The sequence below is a fragment of the Humidesulfovibrio sp. genome, assembly GCF_031082295.1.
Lineage (GTDB): Bacteria > Desulfobacterota > Desulfovibrionia > Desulfovibrionales > Desulfovibrionaceae > Humidesulfovibrio.
On the sequence record NZ_JAVHLD010000006.1, the window covers coordinates 73729 to 90689 of the forward strand.

The following is a 16961-nucleotide window of genomic DNA, read 5'->3' on the forward strand; positions in this document are numbered from 1 at the left end:
CTGCGCCGCCGCGACAAGACCGGAAAGCGGAATCGCGGCCTGGGGGTCCATGCGCTACGTCGGCATCTTCCTGGTCTGCCTCTCCTCCATCGCGTTTGAGATCTTCCTCGTGCGCCACTTCGCCATCACCAACTGGTCGGAGTACGGCTACTGGGTCATCTCCATGGCCATGGCCGGGTACTCCGTCAGCGGCGTGGTGCTGTGCCTCTTCGGGTCGGCCTTTCTGCGCCGGGCCGAGGCGCTGTTCTTCGCCCTCCCGGTGGCCATGCTGCTGCTTCTTTCCGGCGGGTACGCCGCCCTGGGCCTCATTCCCTTCAATCCGCTGGAGCTCCAGAACGAGGTGCTCTGGGCCGGGCAGCTGGTGAACATCGGCAAGTACTACCTGGCCCTGTTCCCCTTCTTCTTCGCCTCCGGGCTCTATGTGGGCCTGTCGTTTCTGGCGGGGCAGGAGAACATCCCCAAGGTCTACATGGCCGACCTGGTGGGCGCGGGCCTGGGCGCCGCGGCGCTTCTGTTCTGCATGTCCCTGGCGCATCCCTTCCATGTGCCGCTGTTCCTGTTGCCGCCGCTGGTGCTGGCCGCGCTGACGAGCCTGCCCCCTGCACGGCTCGCCGCCCGCGCCGGGCTGGCCGGGCTGGCCCTGCTGGTCGCGGCCGGGGCGGGCCTCGTGGTGCTTGAGCGCAACAACGCCGCCTTCAGCCAGTACAAGCCGGTGTCCGTGGCCATGAACGTGGAGGACAACCGCGTCCTCAAGGAGGTGCGCTCCGCGCGCGGCTATTACCAGCTGTTGTCGAGCTACCTGGAGCGCCACGACCCGGATCTGTCCAACAACTACGAGCTGCTCGGCGCGGGCGGCCCGCCCCCGGCGCTGGGCCTGTACCGCGACGGCGAGCGGCTGGTGTCGCTGCCGCGCCAGGGCGCGTACGACACCGGCTACCTGAACGCCGCCCTGGACTCCCTGCCCTACGTGCTGCGGCCCCAGGCCCGCGTGCTGCTGGCCGGTGGACGCGGCGGATTCCGCCCGCGCGAGGCGCTGGAGCTGGGCGCGCAGCACGTGGACACGGTGGAGAGCGACCCGGTGCTGCTGTCGATCGTGCTGGCCCACGGCCCCGCCAAGCCGCCCACCAGCTACGCTCTGCGCCTGCCCCTGGCCGACGCGGTGGGCGACGAGGGGGCTGACGCAGGGGCCGCAGCCCTCGACCCGGCCCTCGACCCAACCGCCAACCCGGCCGCCGACCCGGCCTCAGGCGTGGCCGCCAGCGCGCTGAAATACCCGCCGCCGCCGCGCAGGCTGCTGGCCCCGGCCGCGGCCTTTGCGCCCGGGCGCGATGCCCCGACAGGCACGGCCACGCCGCCGCGCCTGGGCTCGCCGCTGGTGCTGGCAGCCGGGGCGGAGGCCCCGTACAGCCTGGTGGACGTGTCGCCGGAGTTTCTGGACCAGGGCCAGGCCAACAAATACCTGCTCACCAGCGAGGGCATAGCCAGGCTCTTCGCCGCGCTCTCGGAAGACGGCCTCCTCTCGCTGCCCATGGGCATCAGCGAGCTGCCGGTCTACGCGCTCAAGGCCGCGGCCACCGTGCGCGAGGGCTTGAGGCTCGCGGGCGTGGCCGATCCCTCGGCGCATCTGCTGGTGGTGCGCAGCTCCTTCACGGCGCGCATCCTGGCCTCGCGCCGGGCCTTTGACGCGGCCGACATAGCCAAGGCCCGCGCCTTCGCCGCGGAGCGCAGCTTCGACACGCCCTATTTCCCCGGCATGGACCCGGCCGGGGTGGAGATCTACAACGACCTGCCGCCGGTGTCCTTCGAGTCCGGCAGCGCGGACGCGCCCGCCCGCACCCCGGCGAACGGGGACGGCCCGCCCGCCGCGCGCGACGCCCTCATGGACGACCTCTCGGCCTCTCTGCAACGCGGCCAGACCGACTCCTCCAGCTTCCGCTTCTTCAACCTCGCGCCCAGCACCCAGGACCGGCCCTTCTTCCACGAGATCATCCCCCTCTCGCGCATTCCGCAGGCGCTCTCCCGGCTGGAGCTGCTGCCGCGCCAGGAGATCGGCTACCTGGTGAACGTGGCCGTGCTGGCCCAGGCGGCGGTGTTCGCGCTGGTCGTGTTCCTGCTGCCGCTGTCGCGCCGGCGCGGCATGGGCGACCTGGGGCACGGCGAGCTGCTGGCCGGGTTCGGCTATTTCCTCTGCCTGGGCCTGGGCTTTCTGTTCGTGGAGATCGTGCTCATCGAGCGCTTCACCTTCTTCCTCAACGACCCGTCCCTGGCGTTCGCGCTGGTGCTTTCGGCCATGCTCATCGCCTCGGGCGCGGGCAGCGCCTTTTCCGGGCGCTTCGTGCCCCGGCCGCGCGCGGGCATTCGCCTGGCCTGCGGGGTGGCGGCGACCCTGGCCGCGTTCTCCGGCCTGCTGCTGCCGCGCCTGCTGGACCTGGCGCTGGCCTGGCCCGACCCGGCCAAGGTGGCGCTGGCCGTGGCGGTGGCCGCGCCGCTGGGGTTCTTCATGGGCATGCCCTTCCCGCTGGCCCTGTCCACCTACCGCGGGGCCAGGAGCCCGTTCATCCCCTGGGCCTGGAGCGTCAACGGCGCGCTCTCGGTGGTGGCCACGCCGCTGGCCAACATCCTGGCCGTGAGCTACGGCTACTCGCTGGTGTTCTTCGCCTCGCTCGGCCTGTACGCCCTGGCCGGGCTGCTGGCGCCCACGCGGCCGGGCACGCCACCGGCGCCATAGCCCCTGGCCTCCTGGCGCGGGCGGTTGCCCCGGTCTTGCCAGTGCGGATGAAGGCGGGTATTTCGTGGCGCATGAGCGAACGCAGACAAATGCTTGATCTTTCGTGGCCGCTTGAGCCGGGCATGCCGGTCTTTCCGGGCGATCCCCCGATGTCGTTGTCGCCCATGGGCGAGCTGGCGACGGAAGGGTACGTGTCGCACTTGGCGAGCCTGCCTGTGCACAGTGGCACGCACGTCGACGCCCCGGCCCACGTGTTGGAGGATGGCGAGGCCTTGGCGGACCTGCCGTTGTGGCGTTTCGCCGGTCCCGGCGTGGTGCTCGACGTGCGCGTGCGCACAGCCCTGGCGGTGACGGCGGCGGACATCGAGCCGCATCTGGTCTGGCTGCGCGCCCAGGAGCCAGCCTTCGTGCTGCTGCTGACGGGCGACGCGTCGCGCTGGGGCGAGGCGGAGTATTACACGCGGGGGGCGCACCTGACGCCGGAGGCCGCGCTGCTGCTGGCGGGGCTTGGCTTGTCCGGCGTGGGGCTTGATGCGGCCAGCGCGGATGCGTTCGGTTTGCGATGGCTGCCCGCGCACCGGGCGCTGCTGGGCGCCGGGCTCATCATCGTGGAGAACCTGCGCGACCTGGAGCGGCTGCCCGCTTCGGGCTTCGAGTTCCTGTGCCTGCCGGTGCTGGGGCTGGACGGCTCGCCCGTGCGTGCGGCGGCGGCGCTGCCGGTGGGCGCGCCGTGAGCTCGGCCGAGGCGGGCGTGAAGGGTCGCGCGGCGCTGGTGGTCTACGTCAAGCTGACGGCCTGCATGGCCCTCTGGGGCGCGACCTGGGTCAGCGGGCGCTATGTGGCGCAGGGCATGGGGCCGTTTCCGGCCGCGTTCCTGCGTTTTTTTTCGGCCTCGATCTTCCTGTACCTGCTCTCCTGCCGGGCCGGACACGGCTGGCCCAAGCCGCCGCACGGAGCCTGGGGCGGGGTGGTGTTCCTGGGGCTCACGGGCGTGTTCTTGTACAACGCCATGTTCTTCTCCGGGCTGGCGCTGATCCCCGCGGCGCGGGCGGCCATGATCGTGGCCTGCGTGCCCTCTGCCGTGGCGCTGTATTCGGCGCTGGTGCTGCGCGCGCCCACCACGGCGCTGAAGGCGCTGGGCATCGCGCTGTCGCTGTTCGGCGTCGCGGTGATCCTCTCCGGCGGTGATCCGCGCACCCTGTTCACCCACGGCCCGTCCACGGGCGATCTGTACATCCTGGGCTGCGTGGTGGCCTGGGCTGCCTATTCCATCGGCGGCGGGCGCGTGGTGCAGAAGATGCCGCCGCTGTCAGCGGTCATGTGGTCGTGCGTGGTGGGCAACGCCATGCTGCTGCCGCCCGCCCTCCTGACCGGGCTGGTGCCGCAGGCGCTGGCCGCCAGCGCCACGGTCTGGGCCAACCTGCTGTTCCTGGGCGTGGGCGCCACGGGCCTGGCCTTCCTCTGGTACCACGACGGCATCCGCGCCCTGGGCGCCCCGCGGGCCAGCATCTTCATCAACCTGGTGCCGGTGTTCGCCACGCTGCTGTCCACGGCGCTCCTGGGCGAGAGCGTGGGGCTGCCGCTGGTGGCGGGCGGGGCGATGGTCCTGGCGGGCGTGGTGCTGGCCAACCGGCCCGTCCAAAGGCAGGGCGGCCCGGCGGTGGACGCGAACGCTTCCCGCACCTGAAGGCCTGCCCCCCCCCCTTGGCGCACGCCAGGAAAAGCGTTAAAGCAGACGCAAAAGCTCCACCCCCAGGAGGCCCAGATGCCCAGCTGCTCCCCTTCCGAGCGTGAGACGATGCGGCTTGTAGCGCCCTGCGGGCTCTATTGCGGCGGCTGCCTGGCCTTTGTCGGGGGCGCCATCCGCAGCCACGCCCGAGCCCTGTGCGATCTCCTCGGCCCGAACTTCGGCGCCTACGCGGAGCGCCTTTCGGCCATGAATCCGGCCCTGGCCAGCTACCCGCAGGCCGCCTCGCTGCTGGAGTTTCTGGCCCAGGGCTCGTGCCAGGGCTGTCGCGAGGGCGGCTGCCTGCTGGGCAATTGCGGCGTGCGCGCCTGCGCCATTGAGCGAGAGGTGAGCTTCTGCGGGCTGTGCCCGGATTTCCCCTGCGAGAGTCCCGGCCTGCCCGAAGGGCTGCTGGAGCGCTGGCGCAAGAACGGGGAGCGCATCCGCCGCGATGGCCCGGCGGCTTTTCTGGAGATGGTGCGCATCAAGCCGCGCTATCCGTAACGAAGGGGCCAAACCAGACGGCCCCGCCCGGACGCGGCTGAAAGCGCCCGGGATGATGGAAGGAGTTCAGTCATGCGCCGCACCGCATATATGCTTGCCTTGCTGGCCTGTGCGCTTCTGCTCGCCGCGCCCGCTTTCGCCTCTCCCTCCCAGGAGCGCCGGGTGGCGCTGATCATCGGCAACGGGGCCTACAAGGCCGGGCCGCTCAAGAATCCCCCCAACGACGCCCGCGACATGGCCTCCGCGCTCAAGAGCGTCGGGTTCGAGGTCATCCTGCGCGAGAACGCCAGCCTGCGGCAGATGAACGAGGCCATCGACCTGTTCTGGAACAACCTGAAAAAGGGCGGCGTGGGCCTGTTCTTCTTCGCCGGGCATGGCGTGCAGGTGTCCGGGGAGAACTATCTCGTGCCCGTGGACGCGCGGATAGCCCTGGAAAAGGACGTGCAGTACGAGTGCGTCAACGCCGGGAAAGTGCTCGGCCGCATGGAGGACGCGGGCAACGGCCTGAACATCGTCATCCTCGACGCCTGCCGCAACAACCCCTTCGCGCGCAGCTTCCGCAGCGAGTCGCGCGGGTTGGCCAAGATGGACGCGCCCACCGGCTCCCTGGTGGCCTTCGCCACCGCGCCGGGCGACATCGCCGCCGACGGCTCCGGGAAGAACGGCCTGTACACCAGCCACCTGCTCCGGCACCTGCGCACCCCGGGCCTGACCATCGAGCGCGTGCTCAAGCAGACCCGCATCGGCGTGGCCGAGGAGTCCGCCAAGATGGGCAAGCGCCAGACCCCGTGGGAATCCTCCAGCCTCATGGGCGACTTCTACTTCAACCCCCAGGCAGGTCAGGCGGCCAGCCCGCCCGCGGCCCAGGCTGTGGCCACTGCTCCTGTCCCGTCGCCAGCCCCGGTCTCGGCCCCTGTCCCGGTTCCCGTGCCGCCCGCTGCGCAACAGGTGCAGAAGTTTTTCGAGCCCCCCGCCGCGAGCCCCGCGCCCGCCGCCGCCGTGGCCTCCGGACGCATCCGCCCGAACCCGGCGCAGGCGGCCGAGGCCATAGCCCTGGCCTCCCTGCCCGCCACCAGCGCCTCCAACCGGTTCGACGCCCGCAGAAACAACCTGGCCCAGGCCCAGGCCATCGCGGACGCGCGCAACAACAAGGCGCGCGCCTGGCTGGGCGTCGAACTCGCGGACGTCACCGACGACACGGCCAAGAGCAAGGGGCTGAGCCAGACCACCGGCGCGCTGGTGCGCGGCACCCTGCCCGGCTCGCCCGCCGAGGCCGCCGGACTCAAGCCCGGCGACGTCATCCTCGCCGTCAACGGACAAGGCATCGACAAGCCCGCCACTATGGTCGGCTTCATCGGCAACCTCAAGCCTGGGGAAACCGCCCAGATCGACATCTGGCGGGACAACCAGAAAATGCGCGCCGTGGCCGAGCTCACCGCGCCGCCGCCGCAGGCCAGCCCCCTGGCCGGGCTCAAGGTGCGCCTCATCTACACCGATGACCGCCTGGCCGATGCCCAAAACGTCCAGCGCACCCTCCAGGGCCAAGGCATGACCGTCGAGATGTTCCACTTCACCAAGAACGATTCCTACCGCGGACACATCGGCAAGCTCTACGCCGTCGAAGGATACGCCCAGCTGGCCCCGCGCATCGCAGAGCTCCTCCAGCCCGTGGAGAACCTCAGCATCTTCCCCAACCCCGTCAAATCCACCAACGGGCAGCAGTTCAACCTCTGGATCGCCCGCTGACGCACATTGCCCAGGGACTCTTGAGGCTCTGAGGCGACCGCAGCCACACGACTCTCTTCCTCGGTGAAGCACAAGCAAAAGGCTGGGCAACAATGTCCAGCCTATTTGCGCTTCAGCCGCTGCCGACCGGAAGTATCGACAAACGGTATGGCGGCTGTGGGCCGCCCCTGGTCGGGGCCTTCGGCTACAGTCGCCGCAGCAGGGCGCGCGTCCACAGGGCGACGGCTACGCCGATGAGCGGGATGGTGTAGAGGGCGTAGTGCAGGGACTCGTACTGGGGGTTGGCGGGCTGGTAGCGGCGCAGGATGAACAGGGCGAAGCCCAGCGCCCAGATGCCCGCGGTGGCCAGCCCGGTGAGGGCCAGACGCCAGTCAGGGCAGAGGACGGCGGCGTTGCGGGGCAGCTCCGGGGCCTCGGGCAGGGGCAGCAGGTCCTGGCGCCTGTTTGCCAGCACTCCGCTGAACATGAGCGCCACGCCAAGGCCGGAGAGGATGTGCAGTTGCCAGATGAGGGCGGAGCTGAAGGTCAGCTCCGCGCGGAAGGGTCCGGGCTTGTCGACCAGCACGGCCTGGAAGGCGTGGTCCGCGCGCAGCAGCGGGGCCTTGGCGCCGTTGACGGTGGCGGTCCAGCGCGGGTCGAAGTTGTTGGCCACCAGGAGCAGCGCGGGGCCGTTCGCCTGGCCGGAGAACACCAGCCTGTCCGGCGACCAGTATTCCAGGCGCGGCGGGCTCGCGGCAGCGGCTGCGGGCATGTGCTCCAGCAGGGGGAGGAGTTCGGCGGGAACGTCGGAGCGTTGCAGGAAGACCTTCTGCAGCACGCCCTCGGCGGGTTCCTGGCTGAGCAGGCGCAGCACGTCCTCGGCACTGTCCGCAAGCACGGCGCTCCCGGCGAGCAGCCCCAGGCCGGGCGCGTCGCTCAGGGCGTAGTCGTAAAGCGGCATGCTGTAGAGCCCGCGCAGCACTCCCAGGCCGAGGAGCCCGCCGGTGCGGCCCGGGTCGATGGCCGGGGCCGCGGCGAAGGCTTCCATGCCCGCCAAGGGCGTCGTCGAGATCAGGTGCGTGACGCCCATGAGGCGCAAGAGGCCGAAGTTGTAGTCTGCCGCGCTGCGGGGCCGGTCCGGCTTCAGGGCCAGGGGCCGTTCGTCGTGGTCCCCCTGGTTGCGGGACAGGTAGTTCTGCCGCCACTCGCGGGCAAAGTTGGCCGCGAGGGCCGGGTTCTTGAATTGCGGCCGGATGGCCTCTGTGACGACCCGTTTGTAGTGCTTGTCGAAGAGCGCGTTCTTGCCGCCGAGTGTGTCGAGGCCGTAGGCCTGCAACAGGGCCGGGTGCACGTCCACGGCGGCCACGCGGAAGGGCTGGCGCGTCGACTCGAGCCCCAGGCGGGCCAGGCTGGGATGGGCCTCATAGCCCCGCGCATAGGGCACGAAGACTCCGGCTGCCATGCTCTGCTGGCGTGTGAACATGCCGAGGCTCGCCAGGCCCGCGGCCAGGAGCAGCGGAGCCAGGCGCAACAGCCGCCCAGAGTCCCCGGGGCGACGGCGCAGCAGTAGCAGCAGGCCCAGGCAGGCCGCCAGCAGGAACTGGTTGCGCAGCACAACGTTCGAGGAGCCGAACAGCGTCAGGGCCACGGCGCAGGCCCCGAAAAACTTCCAGGGCAAAGGGTGCTCGGACTGACGGTGGTGCTCCAGCACCACGGCGGCAAGGGCGCAGGACAGCGCGCCCGAGGCCGAAACGAAGAGGAAGAGGTCCATTTTTGCCAGGAGGGTGTTGGCGAACAGCCCCTTCATGTCGCTGGAGAAAAGCCCGGAGATGAGCAACGTGGCCGCGAACATGGCCAGCATGGCCTTGACCTTGCGCTGTCGCAGAAGCCCCAGGCTCAGCAGGAGCAGCGGCAGCATGGTCTGGTCTGTGAGCCGTCCGTGAAGGAACCGGGCCAGGTCCTTCAGGGCGGCGGCCAGGCCAGGGTAGTGGAAGGCCCAGTCGCGCTGGGCGAAGGGTATGTACAGAAACAGGCTGACGATGGACGGCGCGAAAAGCAGCACGTAGCCGGTCCAGACCGCGAAGACCATGGCCACCTGCCGCCGGAAGTGGGGCAGGTTCTGCCCCAGGAAGAGCACAAAGGCCAGGTGGAGCACGGGGAAATGGGGCAGCGTCAGCACCGGGTAGGAGAACAGCGAAACGAGTAAAATGCCCAGGGCGGCGACGATCCGTTTTCTGCGCGGCAGGTCGGGCCGGGCCAGGTCCGAGGTCCAGGCGAAGACGGCCGGAAAGGCGTAACTGAACACGAAGTGCACGTTGCCGCTGACCCAGGCAAGGGAGAAGACCACGGCGCAGAACAGGCGCACCGGCCGGGAGGGATTGATCAGCAGGCGCAGCAGGCGCAGCATGCCGTACCCGGCCAGGATCATTTGCCCCATGTTCCACGCGAGCGACAAGAGCCAGATGGGCATGAGCCCGGACAGGAACACGGCGGGGTTGTAGGGCGGGTGCTGTCCCACAAAGGCAGGCGCGCCAGCGGCGTGGAAGGGGTACCAGCTGAAGAGCCCGAACTCGCGCCAGAGCCGGAACATGTTCTGGAAATGCGCGAAGTGGACCTCCATGGTGTCGTAGAAGTCCACGAAGGCGTAGGGGCCGAGCAGGATCTTGTCGAGGTAGCAGAGCGCCACCAGGGCCAGCAGCAACCACACCTCGCGGGCGTCGGCGCGAGTGTCGTGGAGTGAAGGCTCATGGCCGTGGCTCATGGATGGTCCTTATGGGGAAAGTGTTTTTGGTAATGCGCAAGGCGTTCAAGAGCAGATAGGATAGTCTGCATTCCGGCAGACGGCAAGGGCAGCAATACGCTAGAATGCCAACGCTTGGGAATGTGCGATTGACAGTCCCACATGGCGTTCGGTAAGAAAATGCGGTACATTGTCGGGGTGGCCGTGACGAGAGGCGCAATCTCGCAGTGCCTCATCCATCGCCGAGGAAGCTGCCGCAGGGGCTCTGTCCGCTTGGCGAGGCATGACGAAAGCATTGCCCGGAGGGCGCATGCAGGACGAATTCTTTCAGGGCCGCAAGGTCCTGATCACCGGCCATACCGGGTTCAAGGGCGCGTGGCTTTGCCACCTGCTGGGGCAGCTTGGCGCGCATGTTCTGGGCTATTCCCTGGACCCGCCGAGCCATCCCAGCCTGTTCGGGCTCTCCGGGCTCGACGCCGACCCGCCCAAGACCCAGGCAAACCTGCACGCCGACGTCCTCGACCTGCCCCGGCTGGCCAAGGCCGTGGCCGAGTTCTCGCCCGAGATAGTCATCCACATGGCCGCGCAGTCCCTGGTGCGGCCCTCCTACGCCGACCCCGCAGGCACCTTCGCCGTCAACGTGCAGGGCACTGTGAACGTGCTGGAGGCCTGCCGCCTAGCCCCCGCGCCAGAGGGAAAGAATCGCGCCATCGTGGTTGTCACCAGCGACAAATGCTACGAGAACCGCGAGTGGGTGCACGGCTACCGCGAGACCGACCCCATGGGCGGGCACGACCCGTATTCCGCCAGCAAGGGCTGCGCCGAGCTCGCCAGCACGGCCTTCGCCCGGTCCTTTTTTCCGGCGCAAGCGCATTCCGCGCACCGCACAGCGCTGGCCACCGCCCGCGCGGGCAACGTCATCGGCGGAGGCGACTTCGCCACCGACCGCCTGGTGCCGGACATGGTCCGCGCCTTCGCCAAGGCCGAGCCAGTGCGCATCCGCCGGCCCGAAGCCGTGCGCCCCTGGCAGCACGTGTTGGAGCCGCTCTCCGGCTACCTGCTCCTGGCGCGCAGGCTCATCGAATCCGGCCCGGCCTTTGCCGGGGGCTGGAACTTCGGGCCAAGCCCGGACGACATCCGCAGCGTGGGCCAGGTGGCCGAGCGCTTCGCCAGGCTCTGGGGCGACGACGCCCGCCTGGACCTGGATAAGGGCGAACACCCTCACGAGGCCGGGCTGCTGGTGCTCGACTGCGCCAAGGCCCGCACCCTGCTCGGCTGGCAGCCGCGCCTGGGGCTGGACGAAGCCCTGCTCTGGACCTGCGGCTGGTACCACGCCTGGGCCAGCGGCGACCACGACCTGCGAGAGCTGGTGCGCGCCCGGGTGCGCGAGTTCCTGGCCAAGCCCAGGGGACTGTAGGCGGCGGGCGTGGGCAAGCTGACCCTGACCCCCCTGCCGTTGCCGGGGCTGAAGCTTATCGACACGGCGGCCTTTGAGGACCACCGGGGCGCCTTCGCCCGGCTGTTCTGCGCCGCCGAGCTGACCCCCCTGGGCATGGGCGCCATCGTCCAGGTCAACCACTCCCTCACCCGTTCTCCCGGTGCGCTGCGCGGGCTGCATTTCCAGCGTCCGCCCAAGGCCGAGGCCAAGCTGGTGCGCTGCCTCCGGGGCCGCGTGCTCGATGTGGCTGTGGACCTGCGCGCGGGCTCGCCCACGTACCTCAAGTGGCACGCGGTGGAGCTCTCCGCCGCAAACCGCCGGGCCCTGTTCCTGCCGCGCGGCTTCGCCCACGGCTTCCAGACCCTGGAGGCCGACTGCGAGCTTCTGTACCTGCACGACGAATTCTACTGCCCCGAACACGAGGGCGGCCTGCGCCACGACGACCCGGCGCTCGGCATCGCCTGGCCCCTGCCCGCCGCCGACCTCTCGGCCCGCGACGCCGCGCACCCGCTGCTGACATCCGACTTCGCCCCCTTGGCGACAGACTGAAGGAAATCCCATGAACTGCCGTTTTTGCGCCACCCCGCTCTCCCAGGTCTTCCTCGACCTGGGCGCAGCACCGCCCTCCAACTCGTTCCTCGCGCCGGAGGAGCTGAACGGCCCCGAGGTCTACTACCCGCTGAAGCTCTTCGTCTGCCCCGACTGCCGCCTCGTGCAGGTGGACGAGTACAAGCGCTCCACCGAGATCTTCAGCTCCGGCTACGTGTACTTTTCGTCCTACTCCAGGACCTGGCTGGCCCACGCCAAGGCCTATGTGGAGGCCACCCTCCCGCGCCTGGGCCTCGGCCCGCGGTCCCTGGTCATGGAAATCGCCTCAAACGACGGCTACCTGCTCCAGTACGTCAAGGAACGCGGCGTGCCCGCCCTGGGCGTCGAGCCCTCCGGCTCCACGGCCAAGGTCGCGCGCGCCAAAGGCATCGAGACCGTCGAGGACTTCTTCGGCGTGCGCCTGGCCACCGCCCTGGCCGCCCAGAAGCGCCAGGCCGACCTCATCATCGGCAACAACGTGCTGGCCCATGTGCCCGACCTGAACGACTTCGTGGGCGGCCTGGCCCTGGCGCTCAAGCCGGGCGGGCTCGTCAACATGGAGTTCCCGCACCTGTACCGCCTCGTGGAGTCCGCCCAGTTCGACACCGTCTACCACGAGCATTTCTCCTACCTGTCCCTGCTTACCGTGCGCCGCCTCTTCGCCACACACGGCCTCGTCGTGTTCGACGTCGAGAAACTGCCCACCCACGGAGGCTCCCTGCGCATCCACGCCAGGCACGCGGCAGACCCCCTGGCCGCCGAGACACAGCGCCTGCAGGACCTGCTGGCCCTGGAAACCGGCGCTGGCCTCCTCACCGACGCCTACTACCAGGGCTTCCAGCCGCGCGCCGAACGCATCAAGGCCGAACTGCTCGGCTTCCTGGCCGAACAAAAGCTCGCCGGACGCACCGTGGCCGCCTACGGCGCAGCCGCAAAGGGCAATACCCTGCTCAACTTCTGCGGCGTCAAGCCAGACCTCGTCAGCTTTGTCTGCGACTTAAGCCCACACAAGCAAGGCCTGTTCCTGCCTGGCAGCCGCATCCCCGTGCTGCCGCCCACGGCCATCGCTGAACGAAAGCCCGACTTCGTCCTCGTCCTGCCCTGGAACATCAAGGACGAAATCATCACCCAGCTCGACGTCATCCGAACCTGGGGCGGGCGCTTCGTCATCCCCATCCCCACGCCAGAAGTCGTGTAGCGTCGAAGCTGTCGGCAGCCGCAAGATGCACGGCGACCATGCATCGTTGCGAGTGACGCCAGGCCCCTCAAAGGGGCGGAACAGTGGGATGGTCGGGGCGAGTGCTTTGGCGGGTACGAGTGCTGGTGAGCGTCCTAACGGCCAGAAGGCTTGTGGTCATATGCTTTATGTGGGGCTCAATCCGTAGCCATCTCGCGAAGCTCTGATGACTTGGGCGTGTCGCGCAAATACCAGGGCAGGCCAACGAGACCCAGGATGACTCCCAGGACGCGCCAGGACAAGAAGATCTCGGCTCCGCCAAGCACCGGCATGGAGTTGGCGGTGCAACTCCGCAGCGCCTGGTCAAAGGCGAACTCTCCGACACCCAGTCCGCCGCCCGGCAGGGGGAGGCTGGACGTCAAAAAGGCCAGAGGCGCGGCAAAAAATATGTGCACGAACTCCGGCGGGTTGACCAAGGGTATGGCTTGGGCCAACCAGTAGAGCGAAAGCAGAATGAGTAGCTGCAGGAAAAGCGAAAAGACGAACATGGCTCCGACGGCCATGAGGTGGTCACGGTAAAGCAGGACGCTGTCGACCAGGGCCATGAGCTTGTCGCCCTGGGGCAGCCGGGAAGCCAGGCGGTGCAGCGTGCGTCCGGGCAACAGGCTGGGGGCTGCCAAGGCTGCGCACAGGGCTAGACTGAGGGCCCCGACGACCAAGTCCAGCAGGAGCTCTGAGTCTGCTCCTGGCGCCTGCCACACAACGCCTAGGGCTGCGGCGGAAAGCGCCACCCAGGCGACCAAGCCGTGTTTCCGGGTTCGCGTAAGGGCCACCAGCCCCACTATGCAGCACAGCACAAAGCCGCCAAAAATGCCCAGAACCAGCAGGGACATGTTTCTTAGCCCAGGCGCGGCCAGCACCTGTTCCGCGTTGATCAGCAGCGCCGCACAGCTGAGGGCCAAGAGAGCCACAAGACCCACCAGCCGGTCCACTAGCACGCAGGCAAGGGAGTCTGCTTTTCCGCCCCCAGCGCGTACCACGTAGATGACCTTCACCAGATCGCCGCCCAGCCCGCCAAAGAATACGGAATTGAAAAAGTCAGCGATCATGCCGATCCGGAAGACTTCGGCAAAGGGCATGCGGATCACCGCCGCGCGCAGAAGTACGCCGTAGCGGAAGATGGAAAGCAAATACTGCATCACAAGAGCCAGGCAGGCCCACATGAGAGGGACGAGTCCGCCCTCGCGTAGGCGGAAGTGCGCGAGGTCAAGCCGCCCGGACCAGAACAAATAGCCCAGGGCCGCCGTAACAACCCCATATTTGGCGAGGTTGATCAACGTGCTGCGGGCTCGGTCGGTCATGCGCGCGGCTTAGCTCCCGTAGAATGAACGGATGGATTGGGCCACGTACTCTACCTGCTCACGACGGACCTTCTCATTGGCCGGAATGCAAAGGATGCGTGCCTGCACGCGACGCGCGTTGTCCGTCTCTGCGCGGCAGCTTTTGTAAGGCGGCTGGTCGGGCATGAGGATGGGGTGCTGGATCTTGCACTCCACGCCGCGTTCTTCAAGGTATGCCTTGAGTTCGTCGCGGCGATCGGCCTGGATGGTATACGTGTAGTAGGAGTGGAAGAGCCCTGGCGTGGCGGGTGGCGTGTCGACTACGTCGGCAAGGAGGGCGTCGTACCAGGCCGCGCGCTCCTGGCGTGCCTGGATGATGGCTGGCACCAGAGGCAGGCGCTCCAGCAGTATGGCCGCCTGCATGGTCTCCATGCGGCCGTTGAGGCTCGGCTCGATACAGGTTTCGCGGTTGACTGTGCCGTTGTAGCGCAAGGACACCAAGCGTTCGCGCATGGCTGCGTCGTCGGTCAGGATCATTCCGGCTTCGCCGCAAGAGGCGAAGACCTTCATTGAGTTCATGCTGAAACAGGCGACGGTGCCGAAATTTCCTGCCGGACGGTCATTCAGGCGGCTGCCAAAGGATTGCGCGGCGTCTTCCACGAGCAGCAGCTTGTGTTCACTGCACAGCGCCTCGAAGGCCTCCATGCGGCAGATGCGGCCGGTGTAATGCACTGGCACGATGGCTTTGGTGCGGCTGGTGACAAGCCGGGTGGCACTGTCGGGGTCGATGTTCAGATCATCGCCGATGTCCGCGAAGACTGGAGTGGCGCCCAGGAGGCCGATGGCGTTGGCCGTGGCGATCCAGGACAGCGAGGTGGTGATGACTTCGTCGCCGGGGCCGATTCCCAGGCCCTTCAGAGCCAGATACAGGGCCACGGTGCCGGAGCCCACCCCCACAGCGAAGCGGCGCCCGCAAGACTCGGCGACCTTGGTTTCCAGGGTCTCCATCTCCGGGCCGTTGATGAGTCGACCATGGTCGAGCACGCGCTCAACAGCAGAAAGAAGAGCGGCCTTTTCGGCCGGGTCGGTGACTCGAAGGTCAAGAAAGGGGACATGCATGGGTGAACTCACTCCGGTTGGGTGGGGTTGAGGGAGAAGGGCAGTCGCTTGGCCACATGGGCGCACAGCTTTGCCAGTGCATCGTGCACGGCCTCTGGGCTGGAAGGGAAATCACGCAGAAGGAAGTCTAGGCCGAAGGCCTCGAAACGCTCTTTCCAGTAGTCGGAACATACGTTAAGCTTAGTGTTCTGCAGCTGTTCAGTGACGCGGGTGGTGTTGCCGAGAAGCACATGTCCCAGCGCGGCGAAAAGACTCATGTAGGGGTTCTTGGGATAGGCCATCTGAGCCATTTCCACCCAGGAGACGAATTTTTCCGGCCGCCCGCCGGGGGCCAGATTTTTGTTGAAGATATAGTTGCCCACCATGTTGTAGGTGAACCAGATCTCTTTGATTTGACGCTCGTCGGGTACGCTCGCGGGGTCAAGGTCGAAAATGTCCAAGCCGTGCCTATGTGTAGTGTCTTCAGTGAGAGTCCCATCCTTGGACTCACGGGTAGGGATAAAGTTCTTCACGTTTTCCCCGCCGGTCTGTATCTGGGTCTTGAAATAGTCCTCGAAGTCCGCAAAGGCCGAGGCTCCGCGTATGACTTGGCAGATAGTGAAGGCGTTCCAGTCCAGACGGATGTCCATGGCGAAGGACAAGGTGTCGAGCATCTCGGCAAAGTTTTCCTGTGGGAAGCCGACGATGAAGTTACCGCCCACAAATATTTCTGGGAAATTTTCTAGGCGGCGGGCCAGGTTGCGGAAGGTGGCCAAGGTGCCGGGCTTGCGGATGCGTTTGAGCATGGCCGCGTTGCCGGTCTCAATGCCGATTTTGAAACCGATACAGCCGGAGTCGCGCATTAGCTCCAGCAACTCGTCGTCGATAGACGCTGCCACCATGCCGTTGTTGGCCGACCAGTGAATTTTGAGCCCGCGCTCAATGATACCGCGCAATAGATCCTTGAAAACATCTTTGTGGAAGAGCAAATCATCGTCTAGCCATTCAAAATGGTAAATGTCTTTTTCACGAGCCAGATATTCCATTTCGCGCAGAACATCTTCCATCGGCCGGTGGCGTACGCCCCGGCCCATGATCTCGCGCACGGAGCAGAAGGTGCAGTTGCCCCGGCAGCCCCGGCTCAACTGAACCGGAGCAAAGCCAGTGTGGCTGTGGGCAGACATACGCGAATAGGGGTTGAGCGAGCCGTAGCGCCAATAGTCCTCGATGGGCACGGCCCGGTAGCTGTCGATGAGGTCGCCGTTCAGTTCCGGCAGGGTCCCGTCTCCCTCGGTTTGAAAAAAATCGCCCTGGAACGAGAAGTACACCCCAGGCGCAGGCGCTGTACCCGTGTCCTCTCCGGTAAGGTGATCAAGCAGGAAATTGAGTTTCTGCTCCCCCTCCTTGGCCGTGACGAAGTCCGAGAGATTCTGCTCCAGCAGATCTTTCCAAGCGAATGAGGGAATGATGCCTCCCGTGAGCAGCACGGCGCCGGGAGCAAACTTTCGAACGAAGCGCAACACTTCAAGAAACGGCGCAAGGCTCGCGTCGAAGTTGCAGGTCACGCCCACGAACTGCGGCCGCCAGGATTCAAGGCTCTCTTGCAGGCTCTCCAGCCAGCGCGTGTGCTCAAACTCCGAATCCTCGGCCGTGCGTTTCAGGAGTTCATAATTCATGTCCAGGATGCGTGTCTCGACATCGCGGTGCTTTACCGCCTCGAAAAGAAACTGCAGTCCGGTGGGTGGGAAGATATAGTAACCGCGCTTGACGGCGATGTCGCGCGAGAAGTGCTTGAGCAAAACCAGGGGGGGCTGCACCAGCAACAGGCGGGGACGGGCTTGCGAGATCGCAAGCTCCGCGCAACGGGCGGCAAAAGCTGTCATGGGAACGCTTCTCA

12 protein-coding genes are annotated in these 16961 nt (G+C 67.2%); 8 read left to right on the forward strand and 4 right to left on the reverse strand.

The genetic code is table 11. The features are described from left to right. Positions 1-49 precede the first annotated feature (49 nt). The 5 genes from RDU24_RS05415 (at position 50) to RDU24_RS05435 (ending at position 6704) form a co-directional block, all read left to right on the forward strand. Positions 50-2728, forward strand: a complete 2679-nt coding sequence (locus RDU24_RS05415) for a hypothetical protein (protein ID WP_308734721.1) — start codon at positions 50-52, stop codon at positions 2726-2728. A gap of 71 nt (positions 2729-2799) precedes the next feature. Then, on the forward strand, positions 2800-3462 hold the full coding sequence (locus tag RDU24_RS05420) for a cyclase family protein (protein WP_308734722.1): 663 nt from the start codon (positions 2800-2802) through the stop codon (positions 3460-3462). Further along, a complete protein-coding gene (locus tag RDU24_RS05425) occupies positions 3459-4415 on the forward strand; it encodes a DMT family transporter (protein WP_308734723.1) in 957 nt (318 codons plus the stop codon). The genes RDU24_RS05420 and RDU24_RS05425 overlap by 4 nt, the downstream gene beginning before the upstream one ends. Positions 4416-4493: 78 nt before the next feature. Continuing rightward, positions 4494-4958 (forward strand): DUF3795 domain-containing protein, encoded by a 465-nt coding sequence (locus RDU24_RS05430; protein WP_308734724.1) that lies wholly within the window; start codon positions 4494-4496, stop codon positions 4956-4958. Between the two features lie 72 nt (positions 4959-5030). Beyond that, positions 5031-6704: a caspase family protein gene (locus tag RDU24_RS05435; RefSeq protein WP_308734725.1), complete on the forward strand. Its 1674-nt coding sequence runs from the start codon at positions 5031-5033 to the stop codon at positions 6702-6704. Positions 6705-6888: 184 nt separating this feature from the next. Here the strand turns inward: RDU24_RS05435 and RDU24_RS05440 are convergent, their stop codons facing one another. Continuing rightward, positions 6889-9444, reverse strand: a complete 2556-nt coding sequence (locus RDU24_RS05440) for a hypothetical protein (protein WP_308734726.1) — start codon at positions 9442-9444, stop codon at positions 6889-6891. A 289-nt stretch (positions 9445-9733) separates the two neighbouring features. Here RDU24_RS05440 and rfbG point away from each other — a divergent pair, with 289 nt between their 5' ends. The 3 genes from rfbG to RDU24_RS05455 are packed head-to-tail and all read left to right on the forward strand — an operon-like array spanning position 9734 to position 12647. Next, positions 9734-10840 (forward strand): CDP-glucose 4,6-dehydratase, encoded by a 1107-nt coding sequence (rfbG, locus tag RDU24_RS05445; RefSeq protein ID WP_308734727.1) that lies wholly within the window; start codon positions 9734-9736, stop codon positions 10838-10840. A gap of 9 nt (positions 10841-10849) precedes the next feature. Next, the gene (rfbC, locus tag RDU24_RS05450; RefSeq protein ID WP_308734728.1) at positions 10850-11410 is read left to right on the forward strand and encodes a dTDP-4-dehydrorhamnose 3,5-epimerase; all 561 of its coding nucleotides are present in this window, start codon (positions 10850-10852) and stop codon (positions 11408-11410) included. 10 nt (positions 11411-11420) lie between these two features. Next, positions 11421-12647, forward strand: a complete 1227-nt coding sequence (locus RDU24_RS05455) for a class I SAM-dependent methyltransferase (RefSeq protein WP_308734729.1) — start codon at positions 11421-11423, stop codon at positions 12645-12647. Positions 12648-12823: 176 nt separating this feature from the next. On the opposite strand, the gene RDU24_RS05460 is transcribed toward RDU24_RS05455, so the two are convergent. Genes RDU24_RS05460 through RDU24_RS05470 form a run of 3 tightly spaced genes read right to left on the reverse strand, consistent with a single transcriptional unit; the run spans position 12824 to position 16947 of the window. Beyond that, positions 12824-13987, reverse strand: coding sequence for a lysylphosphatidylglycerol synthase domain-containing protein (locus tag RDU24_RS05460; protein ID WP_308734730.1), 1164 nt, complete (start codon positions 13985-13987; stop codon positions 12824-12826). Positions 13988-13996: 9 nt separating this feature from the next. Beyond that, positions 13997-15085, reverse strand: coding sequence for a DegT/DnrJ/EryC1/StrS family aminotransferase (locus tag RDU24_RS05465; protein ID WP_308734731.1), 1089 nt, complete (start codon positions 15083-15085; stop codon positions 13997-13999). 8 nt (positions 15086-15093) lie between these two features. Beyond that, on the reverse strand, positions 15094-16947 hold the full coding sequence (locus RDU24_RS05470; protein ID WP_308734732.1) for a B12-binding domain-containing radical SAM protein: 1854 nt from the start codon (positions 16945-16947) through the stop codon (positions 15094-15096). Positions 16948-16961: the final 14 nt, after the last annotated feature.

Bases quoted from the DNA above. Each gene is read 5' to 3' on its own strand.
- rfbG (WP_308734727.1), top strand. From the start codon at position 9,734: ATGCAGGACGAATTCTTTCAGGGCCGCAAGGTCCTGATCACCGGCCAT.
- RDU24_RS05455 (WP_308734729.1), top strand. From the start codon at position 11,421: ATGAACTGCCGTTTTTGCGCCACCCCGCTCTCCCAGGTCTTCCTCGAC.
- RDU24_RS05440 (WP_308734726.1), bottom strand. From the start codon at position 9,444: ATGAGCCACGGCCATGAGCCTTCACTCCACGACACTCGCGCCGACGCC.
- RDU24_RS05415 (WP_308734721.1), top strand. From the start codon at position 50: ATGCGCTACGTCGGCATCTTCCTGGTCTGCCTCTCCTCCATCGCGTTT.
- RDU24_RS05420 (WP_308734722.1), top strand. From the start codon at position 2,800: ATGAGCGAACGCAGACAAATGCTTGATCTTTCGTGGCCGCTTGAGCCG.
- RDU24_RS05470 (WP_308734732.1), bottom strand. From the start codon at position 16,947: ATGACAGCTTTTGCCGCCCGTTGCGCGGAGCTTGCGATCTCGCAAGCC.
- RDU24_RS05430 (WP_308734724.1), top strand. From the start codon at position 4,494: ATGCCCAGCTGCTCCCCTTCCGAGCGTGAGACGATGCGGCTTGTAGCG.
- RDU24_RS05435 (WP_308734725.1), top strand. From the start codon at position 5,031: ATGCGCCGCACCGCATATATGCTTGCCTTGCTGGCCTGTGCGCTTCTG.
- RDU24_RS05460 (WP_308734730.1), bottom strand. From the start codon at position 13,987: ATGACCGACCGAGCCCGCAGCACGTTGATCAACCTCGCCAAATATGGG.
- RDU24_RS05465 (WP_308734731.1), bottom strand. From the start codon at position 15,085: ATGCATGTCCCCTTTCTTGACCTTCGAGTCACCGACCCGGCCGAAAAG.